We start from the raw sequence: 16755 nt of genomic DNA on the forward strand, positions 1-16755 counted from the left end.
CGAGCGGGCGCGGCACGCCCCGCTCCCCTCACAGCAGCTGGCGCAAACCGAGCAACACCAGGAGCGCCCCCGCCACCAGAGGGCCCCTGATCCCGAGCCAGCGTGCCGCATAGTGGGTCGCCAGGCGGTCCCCGCCCCAAAGGGCCAGGTAGCTGAACAGCGCCGTTACGAAGGCGGTGGGCAGGGCCCCCAGATGCCACAGACCGGCAACGAACCCGTTGGCCAGGCAGTTGAGGCCCAGGGCCGTCCCGAGGAGCAGCCCCTCGGCGAGGCCGATCGAGCCCGACCGGTCGAGGTCGGCCCGATGGGGCTCGCGCAGCAGCCCCAGGATCGGGCTCTGCCGGGGCGCCGCCCGGTGCTCCGCCGCCATGAAGTACACGCCCATGGCGATGAGCAGGAGCGCGCCCGCGGTGCTGGCCACGCTCGCTCGCACCAACCCGCGGACGAAATGGCCGGCCGAGGCCGACAACACCGTGAAGAGGAAAGCCTCCAACGCCACCACCAAATTGGCGCCGGCCGGGACGTGGATGGCTCCCGCTCCCAGCGCCATCCCTACGCCGAGGTTGTCGAGGTTGGCTGCGATCCCGATGAGCAATAACTGCAGCCACGTGACCATCGCTCCCGAAGCCGCCCCTTCCCGGGCCGCGCCGGGGAGCGGGTCGCCCGGCCCCCCGGATCGTCCCTGCATCCTATGGGGCGGGCAGCCTCAGGGGTTCTCGGCCTCTCAGCGGGCGAACACGTGGCGGCCGATCCGGCGTACCACCGGGCGATTCCAGATCCACGGGCTCGAGGTGCGGGCCGGGTTGTAGTAATAGACGGCGCCTCCGGTCGGGTCCCACCCGGCGAGCGCGTCCAGGACGGCCCTGTAGGATGCCTGGTCGGGCCGCAGGTTGACCTGCCCATCGTATACCGCCGTGAAGGCCCACGGCTCGAAGACGACCCGCTCGACCGTGTGGGGAAAGCGCGGGTCGTCGAGCCGGTTGAGGACTACGGCCGCCACGGCGACTTTCCCCACGTAAGGCTCCCCCCGAGCCTCGCCGTAGACCAGCCGCGCCATCAGCTCCAGCTCCCACGGCGTGACGGAGCGGCGCCACCGGCCGTCCCAGGCGCGGCGCCGCTCGGAGACAAGCGGCCCGGCCTTCACGTCGTGGCCCGCGACACGCTCCAACCCGGCGGCATCGCGCGCCGTGACCTGCGACGCATCCGTCTCCGTTCGAGCGCTCGACGCTCCCGTGAGCGCCGCGGAGAGCAGGGCGCCCGCCTGGGCCACCACGACGATGACCAGCAAGATCCATGCCGAAGCCCGTAACAGCCGTCCTGTGTCGCCCGGAGGGCGACCCGGAGCGGACTGCGCCATCCGCGGCGAGCGGGACCACGGTGCCACTTCCTCTTCACCGGTCACGGCCCGCGCTCACCCCTCCCCCAAGCCGTCGGTCGCCCGCCTGCCGCGCCGGAGCTGGCTACGGCGACGACGCTGCACGGATCTCCATGGTAAGCGGCAAAGAGCCCGGGCCCAAGGGCAAGCCGGTGGCAACGGTACCGCTTACTGCCTCGTCGGATCGAGCGCGTCGCGCAGCGCGTCCCCCAGGAAGTTGAAGCCGAGCACGGTGACCATGATGGCGAGCCCGGGGAAGACCGAATACCACCAGGCGTTGAAGATGTAACTCTGTCCCGTATTGACCATGGTGCCCCAGCTGGGGATGGGCTGCTGGATGCCGAGCCCCAGGAAGCTGAGGGTCGCCTCGTTGAGGATCGCGCCGGCCGTCCCCAGAGTGCCCGCCACGATCATGGGGGCAATCCCGTTGGGCAGGATGTGGCGCAGCAAGACGCGCCCCGGCGAGGCTCCCACGGCGTACGCAGCCGTCACGTACTCCAGCTCCTTGAGGGCGAGCACCTGGCTGCGCATCAGGCGCGCCTCGCTCGGCCATCCGATGACCCCGAGGGCCGCGGCGATGGTGGTGGGCGTCGGCTCGAGGATGGCCACCACCGCGATGAGGAACAACAGGGACGGGATGGCGAAGAAGATGTCGGTCACGCGCATCATGACGTCGTCGAAGCGCCCGCCCAGGTAGCCGGCCAGGCCTCCCACGACCATGCCGATGGCAAGGGAGACGCCCTCGGCGACGAGGCCGATGCGCAGCGAGATCCGGGCTCCGTACACGATCCGGCTCAGGATGTCCCGGCCCAGCTCGTCGGTGCCGAGCGGATGCTCCGGCGAAGGCGGCTTGAGCCTCGCCTCCACGATGTTTTGCTCGAAGGGGTCGTACGGGGCGATGGCCGGCGCAGCCACGGCCACCACCACGAGCGCGAGCACGATGGCGAGACCCGCCAGGCCGAGACGGTGCCGCCCGAAGGCGGCCACGAAGCGGCCTTGTGGCGAGCGCACCGCCGCCTCGATCGTCGCGTGCTCCACCCAGGCTTGCTGGCTCACAGGCTACCCCTTCACTCGTACCGGATCCTCGGATTGACCAGGGCGTAGGTGAGGTCGATCAGCAGGTTGACCGTCACGAAGATGAGGGAGCCGAACAAGAGCGTCCCGAGGATGACCGGCGTGTCCCGCCGCATGATGGCTGCCACCACCGCCCGTCCGAGGCCGGGCCAGTTGAAGACGGTCTCCGTCACCACGGAGCCGCCCATCAAATACCCCACGTCGAGCCCGATGACGGTCACCACGGGCACCAGGGCGTTCTTGAGCTGGTGACGCAGCACGACCCGCCACCGCGACAGCCCCTTGGCCGAGGCCGTGACGATGTAGGGCTGGGAGCGCACCTCCAGCATGGAGGATCGGGTGATGCGGGCGATGGTGGCCGACAGGTGGGTCCCCAGCACCAGGGAGGGCAGGACCATGTAGATGAGCTCGCCACCCCCGTAGCCCGCTACCGGGAAGAGGGCCACCCCGTACCGATCCTGGGTCAAGAACATCTTGGCCAGGATCGCCTGCCAGAAGACCGGCATGGCGACGCCGATCAGCGCCAGGAGCATGAGCGTGTGGTCGATCCACGTGTACTGGCGCTCGGCGGCCACGATCCCGGCCGGCAGCCCCACGGCGACGGCCACCAGCATCCCTCCCGCCATCAGCTGCAGCGTCCTTGGGAAGCGGTAGCCGATGACGTCGCGCACCGGCTGCTCCAGGACGTACGAGTCGCCCAGGTCTCCGCGCGCCGTGCGGCCCAGGAAGCGCACGTACTGCACGTACCAGGGGTCGTCCAGCCCGAGGCGCTGGCATACCCGCGCAATGGTCTCCGGGTCGGCGCGCCGGTAGCTCTCGCCCATCACCGCTCGGACGGGGTCGCCCGGCATGAGGTACGAGAGCACGAAGATGACGGTGAACACGCCCCACAGGGTGGGGATGGCGAGGGCCAGGCGCCGGATCACGTAGCGCAGCATCGTACGAGTAGACGGTGCGGGGGCCGCTCGACGGGCGGCCCCGCACCCGGCCTCCTCACCGCTCGAGCCAGACGTACTTCATGGGAGTGCGGTACGTGCCGGCCGAGGCAACGTAGAAATCGTGCACGTACGGCTTCACCCAGTAAAACACCTTGCTGTACGACAGCGGCACCCACGGCACGTCGGCCAGGATCATCTCGTGGATCTTCTTATAGAGGGCGTTGCGCTTGGCCGGGTCGGTCGTCGCCGTCGCCTGGTCGATCAGCTTGTCCACCTCGGGGTTGTCGTACTTGGTGTCGTCCCTGCCCTTGTAGAACAGGAAGTTGAAGACCTCGCTGGGATCCTCGAAGTCGGCGCTCCAGCCGCTCAGGAAGAGGGCGACTTCGTCCTCCCCGATGTGGCTCCAGTACGTGGTGTTGTCCTCGGACTTGAGCTTGATGCGGATCCCTACCCGCCGCAGCATCTCCTGGATGGCCGCATGGGTGGGTTCCGTCGCGCTGGACGCATAGTAGTAGTAGGTAATCTCCGGCAGCCCCTTTCCGCCGGGATACCCCGCCTCGGCCAGGAGCTGCTTGGCCCGCTCCGGATCGAACGGGTACCCTTCGACGTCCGCAGCCGGCATGGAGGGCGGGAGCACGCCCTTGTCGGCAGGGTAGCGGGCGCCCTCCATGAGCACGTTCCACAGCTCGTCCTTGTTGATGGCGTAATTGAAGGCGAGCCGCAGGGCCCGGTTGTCCTTGAAGGGCCCCGCCGTCCACTTGAAGCCCAGGTACCGCACGTTGAGGCCCGGCAGCTCGTGGTACTCCCCGGCAAACTCGCTCTTGACCGCCGCCAGCTGGCCCGGCGGCGCGTCGAGCAGGACGTCGAGCTCTCCCTGGCGGTACTGGAACACCTGGGTGTTGGGGTCGGGCACGTTGATGAAGGTCAGGACGTCGAGCTTCGGATACCCCTTCTGCCAGTAGTCGGGGTTCTTGACCAGCGTGATGTGGTCGTCCCGGCGCCACTCCTTGAAGACGAACGGCCCGGTGCCTACCGGGTGGTTGGAAAACTGCGCGCCGAGCTGCTCGTACGCCTCCTGCGGCACGACGTAGGCGTTGACCAGGTCGTAGAGGAAGCGGTGGTTGGGCGCTTCCAGGGTGATCTGCAGCGTGTAGTCGTCGAGCGCCCGCAGCCCCTCGACGTCCTTCGCCTTGCCTTCGGTGAACGCCTTGGCTCCCTTGACCGCCTCCAGGTACTCCGGGTGCTCGGAGACCGCGGTATCCCCGCTCAGGAACATCTTGAAGGACCAGATCCAGTCCCGGGCCTTGACCTCGCGGTCCTTGTACGTCACTCCCGGCGCCGCCTGGAACCGGACCCCCTTGCGCAGGTGGAAGGTATAGACCTTCCCGTCCGGAGAGATCTCCCAGCGCTCGGCAAGCTCCGGCACGACCTGGCTCGTCTTGGGGTCGAACGTGACCAGCCCTTCGTACACGTTGTTGATGATACGGCGGGTCGCGACGGTCGTCGAACGGAACGGGTTGAGGTGCTCGGGATCGGCCGCAATCGGGTAACGAAACGTCATGGGACTCCGAGAGGCGGCTTGCGCCACGTCGCTTCCGCCCACCGGGCCTCCTGCAAATAGGGCGCAACTGCCGACGAGAACGAGCCCCGCCAGGACGGCTATCCCGGCGCGCGCACCTTTCATGGCCGGACACGCTCCTTCCTGCGCTGCGCGATGGCTGCGTCGTCGCAACCTGGTGCCCCGAGGTTTCGACACCCCTGGACAAAGCCCTCTCCCCGGGGGACACCTGCCAGCAGGAGACGAGGGGGGCCGGCGCCGAACGGGCAACTGCGCCGGGGAGATCGGCTATCTCATCGTGGACGGCCCGGGTCCGGAGCGGCAAGGACCTCTGGGCTTCGGACACCTCGAGCGCAGGCTCGCCATCCCGTACCTGGTGGAGCGGGCTCGGGCTGCTCACCTTGCCGGGCCGACCGCGGACGACCAGGCAGCCCTGGGAGCCCTCTTCACCGCTGCCCGCGAAGGACGGCCCGAGGCGTCGGCCGTCGTCGACGAGGTCATCGAGAGGCTGGCCCGGGCGCTGACCAACGTCGCGGTCATCCTCGCCCCGCAGGCGATCGTCCTGGGAGGGCCCGTGGGCGCCCTGGTGCAGCACATCGTGCCCCAGCTGGCCGGCCGCTTGAGGGCGCTTTCGCCCATCGTCCCCGAGGTCCGGGCCTCGCGGCTCGGCGACCGGGCCGGCCTCGTGGGGGCGGCGGCGCTGGCCGCCATGCACGCCAAGGCGTCGATCCTGGAGCGGTTCGAGAGGGGGTGAGGCGCCCGTCGCCAGGCGCCGGGTGCCGGAGGGACCGACAGTTCCTCGAGTCGAAGGGGGAGCCAGGCTTGCAGAGACTTCGCAGCATTCGCACGTGGATGGCAGCGCTGGTCGTCCTGGCGGCAGCCGCTACGCTGGCCACCGCACCCGCCGTGGCAGCCGCCAAGAAACCGCCGTACACCGTGGCCATCAGCAACGGGTTCGTCGGCAGCGAGTGGCGCATCCAGATGGTGGAGAGCGCCAAGAAGGTGTTCGACGAGTACAAGAGCAAAGGGCTCGTGAAGGGTGAGCTCTACGTCAACCATGCAGGCCCCGACGTGACCGCGCAGATCGCCCAGATCCGCAACATGATCAACCGCGGCTTCGACGTGATCATCATCAACCCCAACTCCCAGACCGCGCTCAACCCGGTCATCGAAGAAGCCGCCGACCGCGGCATCGTGGTCATCGTGGTCGACCAGGAAGTGACGAGCCCCAAGGCCGTCAACGTCGTCATCGACCAGGCCGAGTGGGCCCGGATCTCGGCCCGGTGGCTGGCGGAGAAGCTCCAGGGCAAGGGTAACATCGTGGTCATCAACGGCCTGGCGGGCCACCCGGCCAACGAGGACCGCTGGCGCGGCGCCCGCGAGGTTTTCGGCCGGTACCCCGGTATCAAGATCCTGACCATGACCCACGCCAACTGGGACCAGGCCACCGGCCAGCAGGTGATGTCCAACCTGCTCGCCACCTATCCCAACATCGACGGGGTCTGGGTCCAGGACGGCATGGCGGAGGGCGCGCTGCGAGCGGTGCTGGCCTCGGGCCGCAAGTTGCCGCTCATGTCCGGTGAGGCCCGGGTCGGCTACATGCGCCTCTGGGACCAGCTGAAGAAGGAAAAGGGCTTCCAGGCCATCGGCGTGGTCAACCCGCCGGGAGTCGCCGCCAGCGGGCTGCGGATCGCCATGCAGATCCTGCAGGGCCGCCAGTTCAAGGACGGCGTGCTCGCCCGGGGCAACACGCTCTACGTGCCCATCCCCGGCATCGTCACCAACGACAACTTCGACGAGCTGTGGGCCAAGTACAAGGATTACCCCGACGCCTACGCACTCGACGGGTGGCTGACCGAGGAGGAGGCCCGGTCCTACTTCAAGTGAGGCCGGGGCGGGACTGATACCCCGGAGGGAGGGCGGCCGCCCGGGCGCAAGGGGGCGGGGGCCTCCCTCCGCCGCACCTCTTGATTGGATCGAGGAAGGAGCAAACACCGTGCCGCACCTCGAGGCGGTGGGCATCGAAAAGCGGTTCGGGGGCGTCGTGGCTCTGCAGGGAGCCTCGTTCGAATGTCGCCCCGGCGAGGTCCATGCGCTCCTCGGAGCCAACGGCTCGGGGAAGAGCACCCTGGCCAAGATCCTGACCGGCGTCGTGGCACCCGACGCGGGGGTCGTGAAGGTCGACGGGCGGCAGGTGTCCATTTCAGGCCCCTCCGACATGTACCGCCTCGGGATCGCCGCGGTCTACCAGGAACTGAGCCTCGTGCCCCAGCTCTCCGTCGCAGAAAACATCCTGCTCGGTCATGAACGCGTGCGCCACGGCCTGGTCGACGAGCCCGCCACGTGGCGGCTCGCCGCCGAGTGCCTGGAGCCTTTCACCCGGAGCCTGGGCCGCCGGCTGCCCCTGCACCTGGTGGTCGCGGAGCTGTCGCCCGCCGAGCAGCAGATGGTCGAGATCGCCAAGGCACTATCCCGCCGGCCCCGGCTCCTGATCCTCGACGAGGCGACGGCCTCCTTGCGCAGCCGGGAAGTCGACGCGCTCTTCGAGGTGGTGCGCCGGCTGCGGGCTGAAGGGAGTACCGTCGTCTTCATTTCCCATCGCCTGGAGGAGGTGTACCGGGTCTGCGACCGGGCCACGGTGCTCCGCAACGGGCAAACGGCGGCGACGGTCTCGCTCTCCGCCACGACGCCCGATGATCTGCTGCGGCTGATGGTGGGCGACGTGGAGGCGCCTGCACGCCAACCGAGGCTCCCGGCGGCAGGCCCGCAGCAACCCGTGCTGCGGGTCGAGCAGCTGGTGTCGGGGCGGGTGCTGCGGGGCGTCACCCTCGCGGTGGGCAGGGGCGAGGTCGTGGGGCTGGGCGGGCTGCAGGGCCAGGGGCAGTCGGAGCTGCTCAAGGCGCTGTTCGGTGCGCTTCCCGCCCAGTGGCGCCGGTACGAGATCGACGGCCGGCCGGCCAGGGTGCACAGGGTGGCCGACGCGATCCGCCGGGGAGTGGTGCTCATCCCGGGCAACCGGAGCCAGGAGGGGCTGTTCATGCCCCGCCCGATCCTGGAAAACCTCACGCTACCGAGCCTGGGGCTGCGCTCCCGGATGGGGCTGCTTTCGAACGCACGAGAGCAAAGCGCTGCCCGGCAAGCGGTCGAGTCGCTGGAGATCAAAGTCGCCGACCTCCTGCAGCCCGTCTCCAGCCTCAGCGGCGGCAACCAGCAGAAGGTGGTCGTCGGCAAGTGGCTGCTGAGCCAGCCCCGCCTGCTCCTGATGGATGACCCCACCAAAGGGGTGGACGTGCGTGCACGGCTGGAACTCTACCGCTCGATCGAGCAGATGCGCGCCAGCGGCCTCGGGGTGTTGCTCAACTCCAGCGACGACACGGAGCTCCTGACCCTCTGCGACCGGGTGCTGGTGATGTACGAGGGCCAGATCGTCGACGAGCTCCGGGGAGAGCGCCTCACCGGGCAAGAGCTGGTAGCCGCTGGCTTGCGCCTGGTCCGTGGGGAGAGGGTGACGTCGGGTGGGTGAACGAGGGGCTCCGGGAGAGCTCCTGCTGGGCGCCGGGGTGCCGGGGCCGACCGCGAGCGAACGGCTTCGCCGGGGATTACCGTTGTGGATCAGCCTGGTCGTGCTCGGCGCCGTGGTGGCCGTGAACGGCGCCCTGCAGCCCAACTTCTTCGAGATGCCCGTGCTGCGGGCCAACGTGGCCACCTTCCTGCCCCTCATCGCGGCGGCGGTGGGCCAGACGCTGGTGGTGCTGACGGGAGCCATCGACCTCTCGGTCGGCGGGATCGTGACCCTGGTCAACGTGGTCACGGTCCGCTTGCTGAGCGGTCTGGGCCCAGAGCCCGGCACCGGGGGCGTCCTGCTGGCGCTCGCCGCAGGCCTCCTGGTCGGGGTCCTGACCGGCACCGTCAACGGCCTGCTCGTGGCACACCTGCGGCTGCAGTCGATCATCGCGACCTTTGCCACGAGTTTCGTCTGGATGGGCCTCGCCCTTTACGTGATGCCGACGCCGGGAGGCAGCGTGCCCGAGCTCGTTTACCGGACGTACCGCGGCTATTTCCTGGGAATACCCGTGGTCGCCTGGGTCGTGCTGGTGGTGCTCGGGCTGTGGTGGGTGATCAAGCGCACCCGCCTCGGGCGGTACCTGTACGCCGTCGGTGGCAACGCCGCCAGCGCCTACGCCAGCGGCGTCCCCGTCTCCCTCGTCATGGTGGCGGCCTATGCGCTCGAGGGCCTGTTTGCCGGGATAGCCGGGCTCGCGCTGACCGCCGACATCGCCTCGGGCGACCCGCTGGTGGGTGAGCCGCTGACGCTCTCCTCCATCACCGCGGTGGTCATTGGAGGGACCCGGCTGGCGGGCGGCGTGGGGGGAGCCGGCGGATCGGCGGCAGGGGCCGCCGTCCTCGGCCTCATCCGTAACGTGATTTTCTTCGCCAACGTCCCGCCCTTTTATCAGGACTTCATATCCGGCCTCATCGTCATCGGCGCGCTGGCCGCCGCGGCGCTCGGCTCGGTGAGGAGGCGGTCCGTGTGAAGTCCCCGCAGCCGCTCGCCGCGCAGCAGTGGAGGCAGCACGCCCCTGCCGGCGCGCTGGCCACCGGCGCCCGGCGCCTCGGGCGTAACCCCACCCTGGTCGCCTTGTTGCTGGTGGTGGCGTTGTTCGGCCTGGGGCAGGCGCTGTCACCGGGTTTCCTCAGCTACGGCCAGGTGCTCAACGTCTTGCGGATCGCATCATTCCTCGGGATCGTGGCGGCCGGGCAGACCCTGGTCGTCATCTCGGGAGGGGAGGGCATCGACCTGTCGGTCGGCGCCGTCATGAGCCTGGCCGCCGTCATGACGGCCCACATCACGCTGGCGAGGGATGCGTTGCTGCTGCAGGCGCTCGCCGCGGTCCTCGTGACCGGCCTTGCCCTCGGCGCCCTCAACGGTGTCGGCATCGCTTACTTGCGGATCCCCCCGCTCGTCATGACCCTGGGGATGACGGGCGTGGTGCAGGGGTTGACGCTCGTATACACCCAGGGACAGCCCAAAGGGCGGGCAGCGCCCCTGCTCAACGAGATCGTGGTGCACCCGTGGGTATGGGGGATCCCGGGCATTTTGTTCTTGTGGCTTGCGGTCGCGATAGGGATGACCGTCTTGTTGAGCCGGACCTCCTTTGGAAGGCGGCTTTACGCCATCGGGGCCAACCGGACGGCCGCGCTCTTGTCCGGCATCCACGTACCCCGGATGGTGGTGGCGACATACGCCCTCAGCGGCGCGCTGGCCGCCCTGGCGGGCTATCTTTTCGTAGGGTACACCACCACCGTCTTCCTCGACATCGGCGGCGACTACGTGCTGCGCTCCGTCGCCGCGGTGGTCGTCGGGGGGACCTCGCTGGCAGGAGGCGCCGGGAGCTACACCGGTTCGGTGGTCGGCGCGGTGGTGCTCACGGTGCTCGAGGCCATCCTGACCACGCTCCGCATGGGGGAGGCGGGGCGGCAGGTCGTGCACGGCCTCGTGCTGGTGCTGCTCCTGGCCGCGTACGGGCGCCAGCGCCGGTTGCGGCAGTAACGCCTTCGCTCGAGCGAAGCGCGGGCCACCCGTGGCAGGAAGCTGGGAAAGGGGTAGGGAGCGAAATGGCCAGGCGGATCGGAGTGGGCTTCGTAGGCAGCGGGTTCATCGCGCGATTCCACGCGAGGAGCTGGGTGGGGGTACGCGACGGCGACATCGTGGCCGTCGCCTCGCCCAATCCTCAGTCTCGCAAGGAGTTCGCCGAGTTGTGCCGGGAGCTCGGGGTCGGAGAGGTTGCCGGATACGACGACGTGGCGGCCATGGTGCGCCAGAGTGACGTCGAGGCCGTCTGGATCACGGCGCCCAACCACGTACGGGTGCCGCTGGTGCAGGCGATCGTCGACGAGGTGCGGGCCGGGCGCTCCAAGGTCCGGGCCATCGCCATCGAAAAGCCGCTCGCCCGTAACGTGGCCGAGGCGCGCAAGCTGGTCGAGATGGTCGAGGGCGCCGGGCTGCTGCACGCGTACCTGGAAAACCAGGTTTTCGCCCCCTCGCTCACCCGGGGCAAAGAGATCGCCTGGCGGCGCGGCGCCGCCTTGTCGGGTACGCCTTACCTGGCCCGGGCCGCCGAAGAGCACGGCGGGCCGCACCGGCCGTGGTTCTGGAGGGGGCCGCTGCAGGGCGGCGGCGTGCTGAGCGACATGATGTGCCACTCGGTGGAGGCCGGGAGGTACATGTTGACGCCTCCCGATCGGCCCGACTATCTGCGTCCGGTGGCGGTCACCGCCAGCATCGCCAACCTCAAGTGGAGCCGGCCGCGCTACGCGGAGCTGCTGCGCCGGCAAACCGGCGGCGAAGTGGACTACGGCCGCGCGCCGGCCGAGGACTACGCCAGCGCCGAGATCGTCTACGAGACGGCCGACGGGGATCTGGTCATCACCCAGGCCAACACGTCGTGGAGCTTCTCGGGAGCAGGCCTGCGCCTGACCTTCGAACTGCTCGGGCCCGAGTACTCGCTGTCGATCAACACGCTCGAGCCCGAGTCCAAGATCTTCTTCAGCCGCAACGTGCAGGGCCCGGCCGGGGAGGATCTGGTCGAAAAGCAGGCGGCCGAGCAGGGCCAGATGCCCTACCTGGGAGACGAGGCCCACGTCTACGGCTACACCGCCGAAAACCAGCACGTGACGGCCGCCTTCGCGCAAGGCCGGATGCCGAGGGAGACGCTGCGGGACGGGCTGCTCGTCACGCAGCTCCTGATGGCGGCCTACCGGGCGGCCGAGGCGGGCATGACGATGCGGTTCGCGCCGGACAACCTGGACGAGTTCGTGCCGCTGGTGCAGCAGGATCGCTGGTCGCCGCGGCAGATCGCCGAGCGGGCGCACTGACCGGGCAAAGGGCCGAGGGCCCGAACGACAGAGCTGCGACGTCCGACGCCAGGAAGATGGGGCGGCATCCTGCCGCCCCATCGCTTTTCCACGGCCGTTCGCTACTCGCCCGGAAGCGCCGGCGAGGAAGCCGCGGCCGGCCGGTCAGATGACGGCCGTCGGCAGGCCGCGCAGACAGCGGCCCAGGGTATCACGAGAGTGGGCAACGCCTGATGAGGCATGGTACATTGGGTCCAGGCTCCTACGGGAAAGGGATGGCCGGCCGTGGTGTCACGAGCAGGGGACTGGATCAGCCAGGCGCAGCGGGACCTCGAGCAGGCCGAGGATTCCCGCCGCGCGGGCCGTCACGAGTGGGCGTGCTTCGCCGCACAGCAAGCGGCCGAGAAAGCGGTCAAGGCCCTCCACCTGTACTTCGGCCAGGAGGCCTGGGGCCATGTCATCGCCCGTCTTCTAGGCGAATTGCCTCCGGCCATCGCGGTGCCGGCCGATCTCGTGGACAAAGCCCATGTCCTCGACGGGTTCTACATCGCCCCGCGTTACCCGAACAGTCATCCGGAAGGGGCCCCCTTCCAGCATTTCGGGTCGCTGCAGAGTGAGGAGGCGATCCGGTATGCCCGTGAGATCCTTGCGTTCGTCAGTGATGAGATGGCCCGGCCGCGATGAAGTTGACCGGGCGATCCGGGAGTGGGCGCAGACGGCGGCCTCGCAGGACCCGCGGGCGCTCCGGATCGGCTACTTTGGCTCATACGCCAGAGGCGATTGGGGCGTTGGCAGCGACCTCGATCTCGTCGTGGTGGTCGCATCATCGGAGCAGCCCTTCGAGCGCCGGGGCAGCGGGTGGTATCCGAAGGGTGTCCCGGTGCCGGTCGATGTCCTCGTGTACACGCTGGACGAATGGGAGCGGCTGCAGGAAACGAGCCCGTTCGCCCGGCGGGCGGCGGACGAAGCCATCTGGGTCTACGTCCGGGCTGGGTCCCCGGGTGGGCAGAGGGAGCAGGGATCCTAATGGGCACCGGGTACGTGCCATCGAGGAAGCCGCGGCGGGATTCGCGGTCTACGACCCGGAGATGGTCGCGTCGTGGCGATCCCCGTCAAGGGGATCCAGACGGTCAGGGTGGTGCCCAGGCCCGGACGGCTGTCGATGTGCCACGCTCCCCCCATCTCCACGACCCGCGCTGCGATGCTGCGCAGGCCCAACCCCGGTTGCAGCGTAGCCGGGTCGAATCCGGCCCCGTCGTCCCGAATGCTGAGGCGGAGTTGCCCGTCGGGCGTCACGTCCAGGTGCACCTCCGCCCGGGCAGCTCCGGCATGGACGGCGATGTTGTTGAAGGCCTCTTCCAGCACCCGATAGGCGGCGAGACGGATGGACTCCGGGATGCGGTTGTCGGCCACGTTGTCCAGTGCGGCGAGGCGCTCCCTCACCTGCACGTCCACGTCGAAGCGGTCGCGAAAGCGCTGTGCCAGGGAACGCACGGCAGGCACGAGCCCCACCCGGATGATCGACGGATGCAGCAGGTGGCTCGCCTCTCGAACCTCACGCTCTCGTACCGCCTCGAGCAGCCCTCGTGCCGATGACAACAGCTCCCGTGCGCGCTCGGGCTGGGCGGCCAACTCGGCCTCTGCCTCGCTGACCTGGTGGACGGCGACCAGGAGCCGGGTCTGGACAGCCCCGTGCAGCATCTCGGCGATGTTCCGGCGTAGCTGTTCCTCCCGTTCGGTCACCATCCGGCGGGAGCGTTGGAGTTCCGTGAAGGCATGGGAAAAGCGCTGGGCCAGGAGCACCGATTGGGAGAGGATGAGGGCGAACAGCCCCAAGGGCAGCAACTCCACGGTGAACGCCAGATGATTGTAGTTCAACAGGTCGTTGATGAGCGCTGCGAACAACGCCGCCGCCCCGGCGAGAAAGATGTACGCGCCGTCTCGCCGGCGCAGGACGGCCCTCACCATCCCGGCCAGGGCATAGGCCACGAACAGCACGAGGGACCCTTCGTAGACCGGCACGACCTGGGAGGCCAGGTAGGCGGGGGCGGCCAGGGAAACCATGCCGGCGGCAGCCACTCCCGCGGCGAGCCGCACGGCCGATTTTGGCACCTCGTAGGGGTACAGCCCGTTGAGCAGCAGATAGAACAGCGGTAGGGCAAGGTAATCCGTCAGGTATTCCAGGCGAAGCTCGATGCCCGTGGGAAACTGCGGGGCCAGCCGCAGCCACAGTTCCTCGCCCGTTACAGTGGTGCGCAGCGCGATGGTCAGGCAGAACAGCCCGAAATAGAGAGCCACCCGTTCGGTACGGCGCGACAGGTAGAGGGCCACGTGGTAGAGGGCCATGATGAGAATGGCGCCCAGCAAGAAGACTGACTGTCCGAGGCTCCAGGCCTGCCTGCGCTGGAGGGCGCCGGCAGAGCCAAGCGCGATGCGGCTCCAGATGCCGTTGCACCGGTGATAGAAATTGGAGACCTGCACCACGACGTCGATGGTCGGCCCCCGCGGGTAGAACGATGCCAGGACGGGGAGGTACTGGGGCTGCTCGGTGTCCGGAGAGACGCCCACGCGCCCGTTGGATGCCACCTCCTGCCCGTTGACCCACAGCCGGTAGGCGGAGCAGATGTACCCGATGGAGAGCGCGAGGGGCTCCTGCGGCTCCTGCCATCCCTTCGAATCCAGCCGGATCTGGAGCCGGTACGTGGCATAGCCCGTGGCGGGGAGCGCGTGACCCTGGAGGTGCAGGCGAGTCCACGGGCCGGGTACCGGCACGTAGCCGTCAGGTGGCAATGGCCCGGACGAGGCGAAGTCGGCAGGCTCCAGGAGACGCTGCCAGTACAAGGCCCACTCCCCGTCCAGCCAGAGGGGCTCGTCTCTGGCCGGACGCCAGCCCTCGAGATCCAGCACCCCGGCCTGGGCCCTGGGCGTCGCCGCGAACACGACGCCTCCCCGCGCCCCCCAGGAGGCCGGCCCCGCCCACACCAGCCCCACCCCGAGGATGACGGGCAGCGTCATGACCAGCCGGCGTCTACCCCAAAACCCGCCCTGGCCCACCAGCCCTGCTCCGAGGAGCACCCGCGGCCCTCCGGGTACTCCCTCGATCCCGCAAACTCCTGAAATGACTTGGCTGGGGCGCCTGGATTCGAACCAGGACTAGGAGATCCAAAGTCTCCCGTGCTGCCGTTACACAACGCCCCAGCGCGCGCTCCAGTATACCAGACGGCCCGGGCGGGACGAAAGGCCGGATGAAGCGCCGGCTTCAGGCACCGGCTCCTGCCTGGGCCGGCGGGCCGAGGAAGCGCCGGGCCAGCTCCAGGTCGGACGGCTTGTCCACGTCGATGCCGATCTCCGCGTACGGGGTGGCGACCGCCTTCCCGCGGATGTCCAGCATCCGCCCCACCCGCCGCTCTGCCTCGGCTACCGTCAAGCGCCCCAACATGAACCGCACCACGGCTCGCAGTCCCAGGAGGCGAGCCAGCGTCAACGGGCTCTTGCGGGCTTCGATGGCGCGGGTCAGGATCGGCCGGGTGAGTTCGACGATGTCCCGGCGCACCACGAACACGTTGCCTCCCGTGAACGACCCGTCGGCCAGCTTCACCCAGGTACGCTTGACCCCGGGATAGCGGTGTTCGCCCATACGACGCTCGACGATGGAGTACCAGACGTCCTGCATCTCGGGAGACTGTTCGCACCGCCGGACGAAGTCGTCCACCATGTGGGCCTTCACGAGCGGGATGTCGCTCGTAACCACCAGTACGTGCTCCGTGGTCGCCTCGGCCAGGCCCCGCTCGAGGTTGTCAATGAGGCGGGCACCCGGCGCAACGGCCTTGAGGCGCGTGCCCACCGGTTCGCCGAGCGCTTTGCGGGCTGCCTCCACGACCGGGTCGGGGCCTACCACCACGATCCCCGACACCCGGCGGGCCTGTGCCAGCGCCTCTACCACGTAGGCCACCATGGGCCGGCCCTCGATGGGGATGAGGGCCTCGTAAGGAGCCTCGCTCACTTCCCGCAAGCGGCCCCGGTTGCCGGCCGCGGCCAGCACCACCGCGTCGAGGCGCGGCGCGAGGGCTATCTCCTGGTCCCACGCCGCCGGATCCGGAGGCCGCTGCAACGGCCCGGCTCCGGAACTCTCAAAGGGCGTGCTCGTCGTCCCCGCCACCTTCCTCGCCGCCGCGCGCCGCCACGGTACGCCGGCCGTGAGCGCCGGGGGGCATACCCTGCCCCTGGTCCTTGCCCGACCGGGCGATGAGCTCCATCAGGGCGTTCTCCGCGCTCTCGATGTGGTCCCGGGCCAGGCGCGACGCCTTTTCGCCGTCCCGGGCCGCGATGGCTTCCACGATGCGCCGGTGCTCCTCCAGGGCCCGGCGCATGCGCGGCCCGTGCGACAGCGTCATGGTGCGGTAGCGCATGACCTGCTCGCTGAGCAGGCTGAGCATCTGCTTGAGCCGGGAGTTGCCCGCCATCTGGTAGATGGCCTCGTGGAAGCGGGTGTCCACCTCGATGAGCCGGGTGATGTCGCCCTGGTTGATGCAGGCGTCGTACTCCACCAGGACGCGCTCCGTGCGCTCCAGGTCCTCGTCGCTGGCGCGTTCGGCCGCGAGCTGGGCTGCCAGGGCTTCCAGCGCCTTGCGCACGTCGAAGATCTCGGCGACGTCCTTGAGGGAGATGTCGGCCACGTACGCCCCCTTGCGGGGGATCATGACCACGAAGCCGTCGTGCTCCAGTTTGCGGATCGCTTCGCGCACGGGGGTGCGGCTCACGCCGAGCTCATCGGCCAGCTGCACCTCCATGAGCCGCTCCCCGGGCGGCAAGGCGCCCGAGATGATCGCCTCCCGCAGCGCTTCGAAGACCAGCTCGCGAAGCGGCTTATAATTATCCAGCTTCAGCGGCGACAGCGGACCCGGCACGGGCGCCCAGCTCCCTTCCCTCAGCACGGGGCTGCCTTGACGTGCATT

General features: G+C 69.2%; 16 protein-coding genes and 1 tRNA gene. 8 read left to right on the plus strand and 9 right to left on the minus strand.

The genetic code is table 11. The annotated features are described in order from the left end of the window. Nucleotides 1-28: 28 nt before the first annotated feature. From U7230_RS13250 to U7230_RS13270, 5 genes are all read right to left on the minus strand, one after another. The gene (locus U7230_RS13250; RefSeq protein ID WP_324716309.1) at nucleotides 29-688 is read right to left on the minus strand and encodes an MntP/YtaF family protein; all 660 of its coding nucleotides are present in this window, start codon (nucleotides 686-688) and stop codon (nucleotides 29-31) included. 36 nt (nucleotides 689-724) lie between these two features. After that, the gene (locus U7230_RS13255; RefSeq protein WP_324716310.1) at nucleotides 725-1402 is read right to left on the minus strand and encodes a cell wall hydrolase; all 678 of its coding nucleotides are present in this window, start codon (nucleotides 1400-1402) and stop codon (nucleotides 725-727) included. 141 nt (nucleotides 1403-1543) lie between these two features. Further along, nucleotides 1544-2431, minus strand: a complete 888-nt coding sequence (locus U7230_RS13260) for an ABC transporter permease (protein WP_324716311.1) — start codon at nucleotides 2429-2431, stop codon at nucleotides 1544-1546. Between the two features lie 11 nt (nucleotides 2432-2442). After that, nucleotides 2443-3387, minus strand: coding sequence for an ABC transporter permease (locus tag U7230_RS13265; RefSeq protein ID WP_324716312.1), 945 nt, complete (start codon nucleotides 3385-3387; stop codon nucleotides 2443-2445). Between the two features lie 55 nt (nucleotides 3388-3442). After that, nucleotides 3443-5071, minus strand: a complete 1629-nt coding sequence (locus U7230_RS13270) for an ABC transporter substrate-binding protein (RefSeq protein WP_324716313.1) — start codon at nucleotides 5069-5071, stop codon at nucleotides 3443-3445. Between the two features lie 172 nt (nucleotides 5072-5243). Between U7230_RS13270 and U7230_RS13275 the strand changes: the two genes are divergently transcribed. The 8 genes from U7230_RS13275 to U7230_RS13310 all read left to right on the plus strand — a co-directional run bounded on the left by U7230_RS13275 (nucleotide 5244) and on the right by U7230_RS13310 (nucleotide 12827). Then, a complete protein-coding gene (locus U7230_RS13275) occupies nucleotides 5244-5699 on the plus strand; it encodes an ROK family protein (protein WP_404980523.1) in 456 nt (151 codons plus the stop codon). A 68-nt stretch (nucleotides 5700-5767) separates the two neighbouring features. After that, nucleotides 5768-6832 carry an ABC transporter substrate-binding protein gene (locus tag U7230_RS13280; protein WP_324716315.1) on the plus strand — a complete coding sequence of 355 codons (1065 nt, stop codon included), beginning with the start codon at nucleotides 5768-5770 and terminating at the stop codon, nucleotides 6830-6832. Between the two features lie 109 nt (nucleotides 6833-6941). Next, nucleotides 6942-8468 carry a sugar ABC transporter ATP-binding protein gene (locus tag U7230_RS13285; protein WP_324716316.1) on the plus strand — a complete coding sequence of 509 codons (1527 nt, stop codon included), beginning with the start codon at nucleotides 6942-6944 and terminating at the stop codon, nucleotides 8466-8468. Continuing rightward, nucleotides 8461-9480, plus strand: coding sequence for an ABC transporter permease (locus U7230_RS13290; RefSeq protein WP_324716317.1), 1020 nt, complete (start codon nucleotides 8461-8463; stop codon nucleotides 9478-9480). The genes U7230_RS13285 and U7230_RS13290 overlap by 8 nt, the downstream gene beginning before the upstream one ends. Before the next feature lie 56 nt (nucleotides 9481-9536). Next, the gene (locus U7230_RS13295) at nucleotides 9537-10496 is read left to right on the plus strand and encodes an ABC transporter permease (RefSeq protein WP_404980681.1); all 960 of its coding nucleotides are present in this window, start codon (nucleotides 9537-9539) and stop codon (nucleotides 10494-10496) included. A gap of 65 nt (nucleotides 10497-10561) precedes the next feature. Beyond that, complete coding sequence (locus U7230_RS13300) at nucleotides 10562-11821, plus strand: Gfo/Idh/MocA family protein (RefSeq protein WP_324716319.1); 1260 nt, start codon at nucleotides 10562-10564, stop codon at nucleotides 11819-11821. A gap of 267 nt (nucleotides 11822-12088) precedes the next feature. Next, on the plus strand, nucleotides 12089-12484 hold the full coding sequence (locus U7230_RS13305; protein ID WP_404980682.1) for a HEPN domain-containing protein: 396 nt from the start codon (nucleotides 12089-12091) through the stop codon (nucleotides 12482-12484). After that, complete coding sequence (locus U7230_RS13310) at nucleotides 12462-12827, plus strand: nucleotidyltransferase domain-containing protein (protein WP_324718248.1); 366 nt, start codon at nucleotides 12462-12464, stop codon at nucleotides 12825-12827. Before U7230_RS13305 ends, U7230_RS13310 begins: the two co-directional genes overlap by 23 nt. Here the strand turns inward: U7230_RS13310 and U7230_RS13315 are convergent. The 4 genes from U7230_RS13315 to U7230_RS13330 all read right to left on the minus strand — a co-directional run bounded on the left by U7230_RS13315 (nucleotide 12824) and on the right by U7230_RS13330 (nucleotide 16707). Further along, nucleotides 12824-14875: a sensor histidine kinase gene (locus U7230_RS13315; RefSeq protein ID WP_324716321.1), complete on the minus strand. Its 2052-nt coding sequence runs from the start codon at nucleotides 14873-14875 to the stop codon at nucleotides 12824-12826. The two genes, U7230_RS13310 and U7230_RS13315, sit on opposite strands and share 4 nt — an antisense overlap. Nucleotides 14876-14924: 49 nt before the next feature. Continuing rightward, nucleotides 14925-14998 (minus strand) — tRNA-Gln (locus U7230_RS13320). Nucleotides 14999-15059: 61 nt separating this feature from the next. Further along, nucleotides 15060-15911 (minus strand): NTP transferase domain-containing protein, encoded by an 852-nt coding sequence (locus U7230_RS13325; protein WP_324716322.1) that lies wholly within the window; start codon nucleotides 15909-15911, stop codon nucleotides 15060-15062. A 19-nt stretch (nucleotides 15912-15930) separates the two neighbouring features. Further along, on the minus strand, nucleotides 15931-16707 hold the full coding sequence (locus U7230_RS13330) for a GntR family transcriptional regulator (RefSeq protein WP_324716323.1): 777 nt from the start codon (nucleotides 16705-16707) through the stop codon (nucleotides 15931-15933). Nucleotides 16708-16755: the final 48 nt, after the last annotated feature.

This window comes from Limnochorda sp. L945t, assembly GCF_035593305.1.
Classification (GTDB): domain Bacteria; phylum Bacillota; class Limnochordia; order Limnochordales; family Geochordaceae; genus Carboxydichorda; species Carboxydichorda subterranea.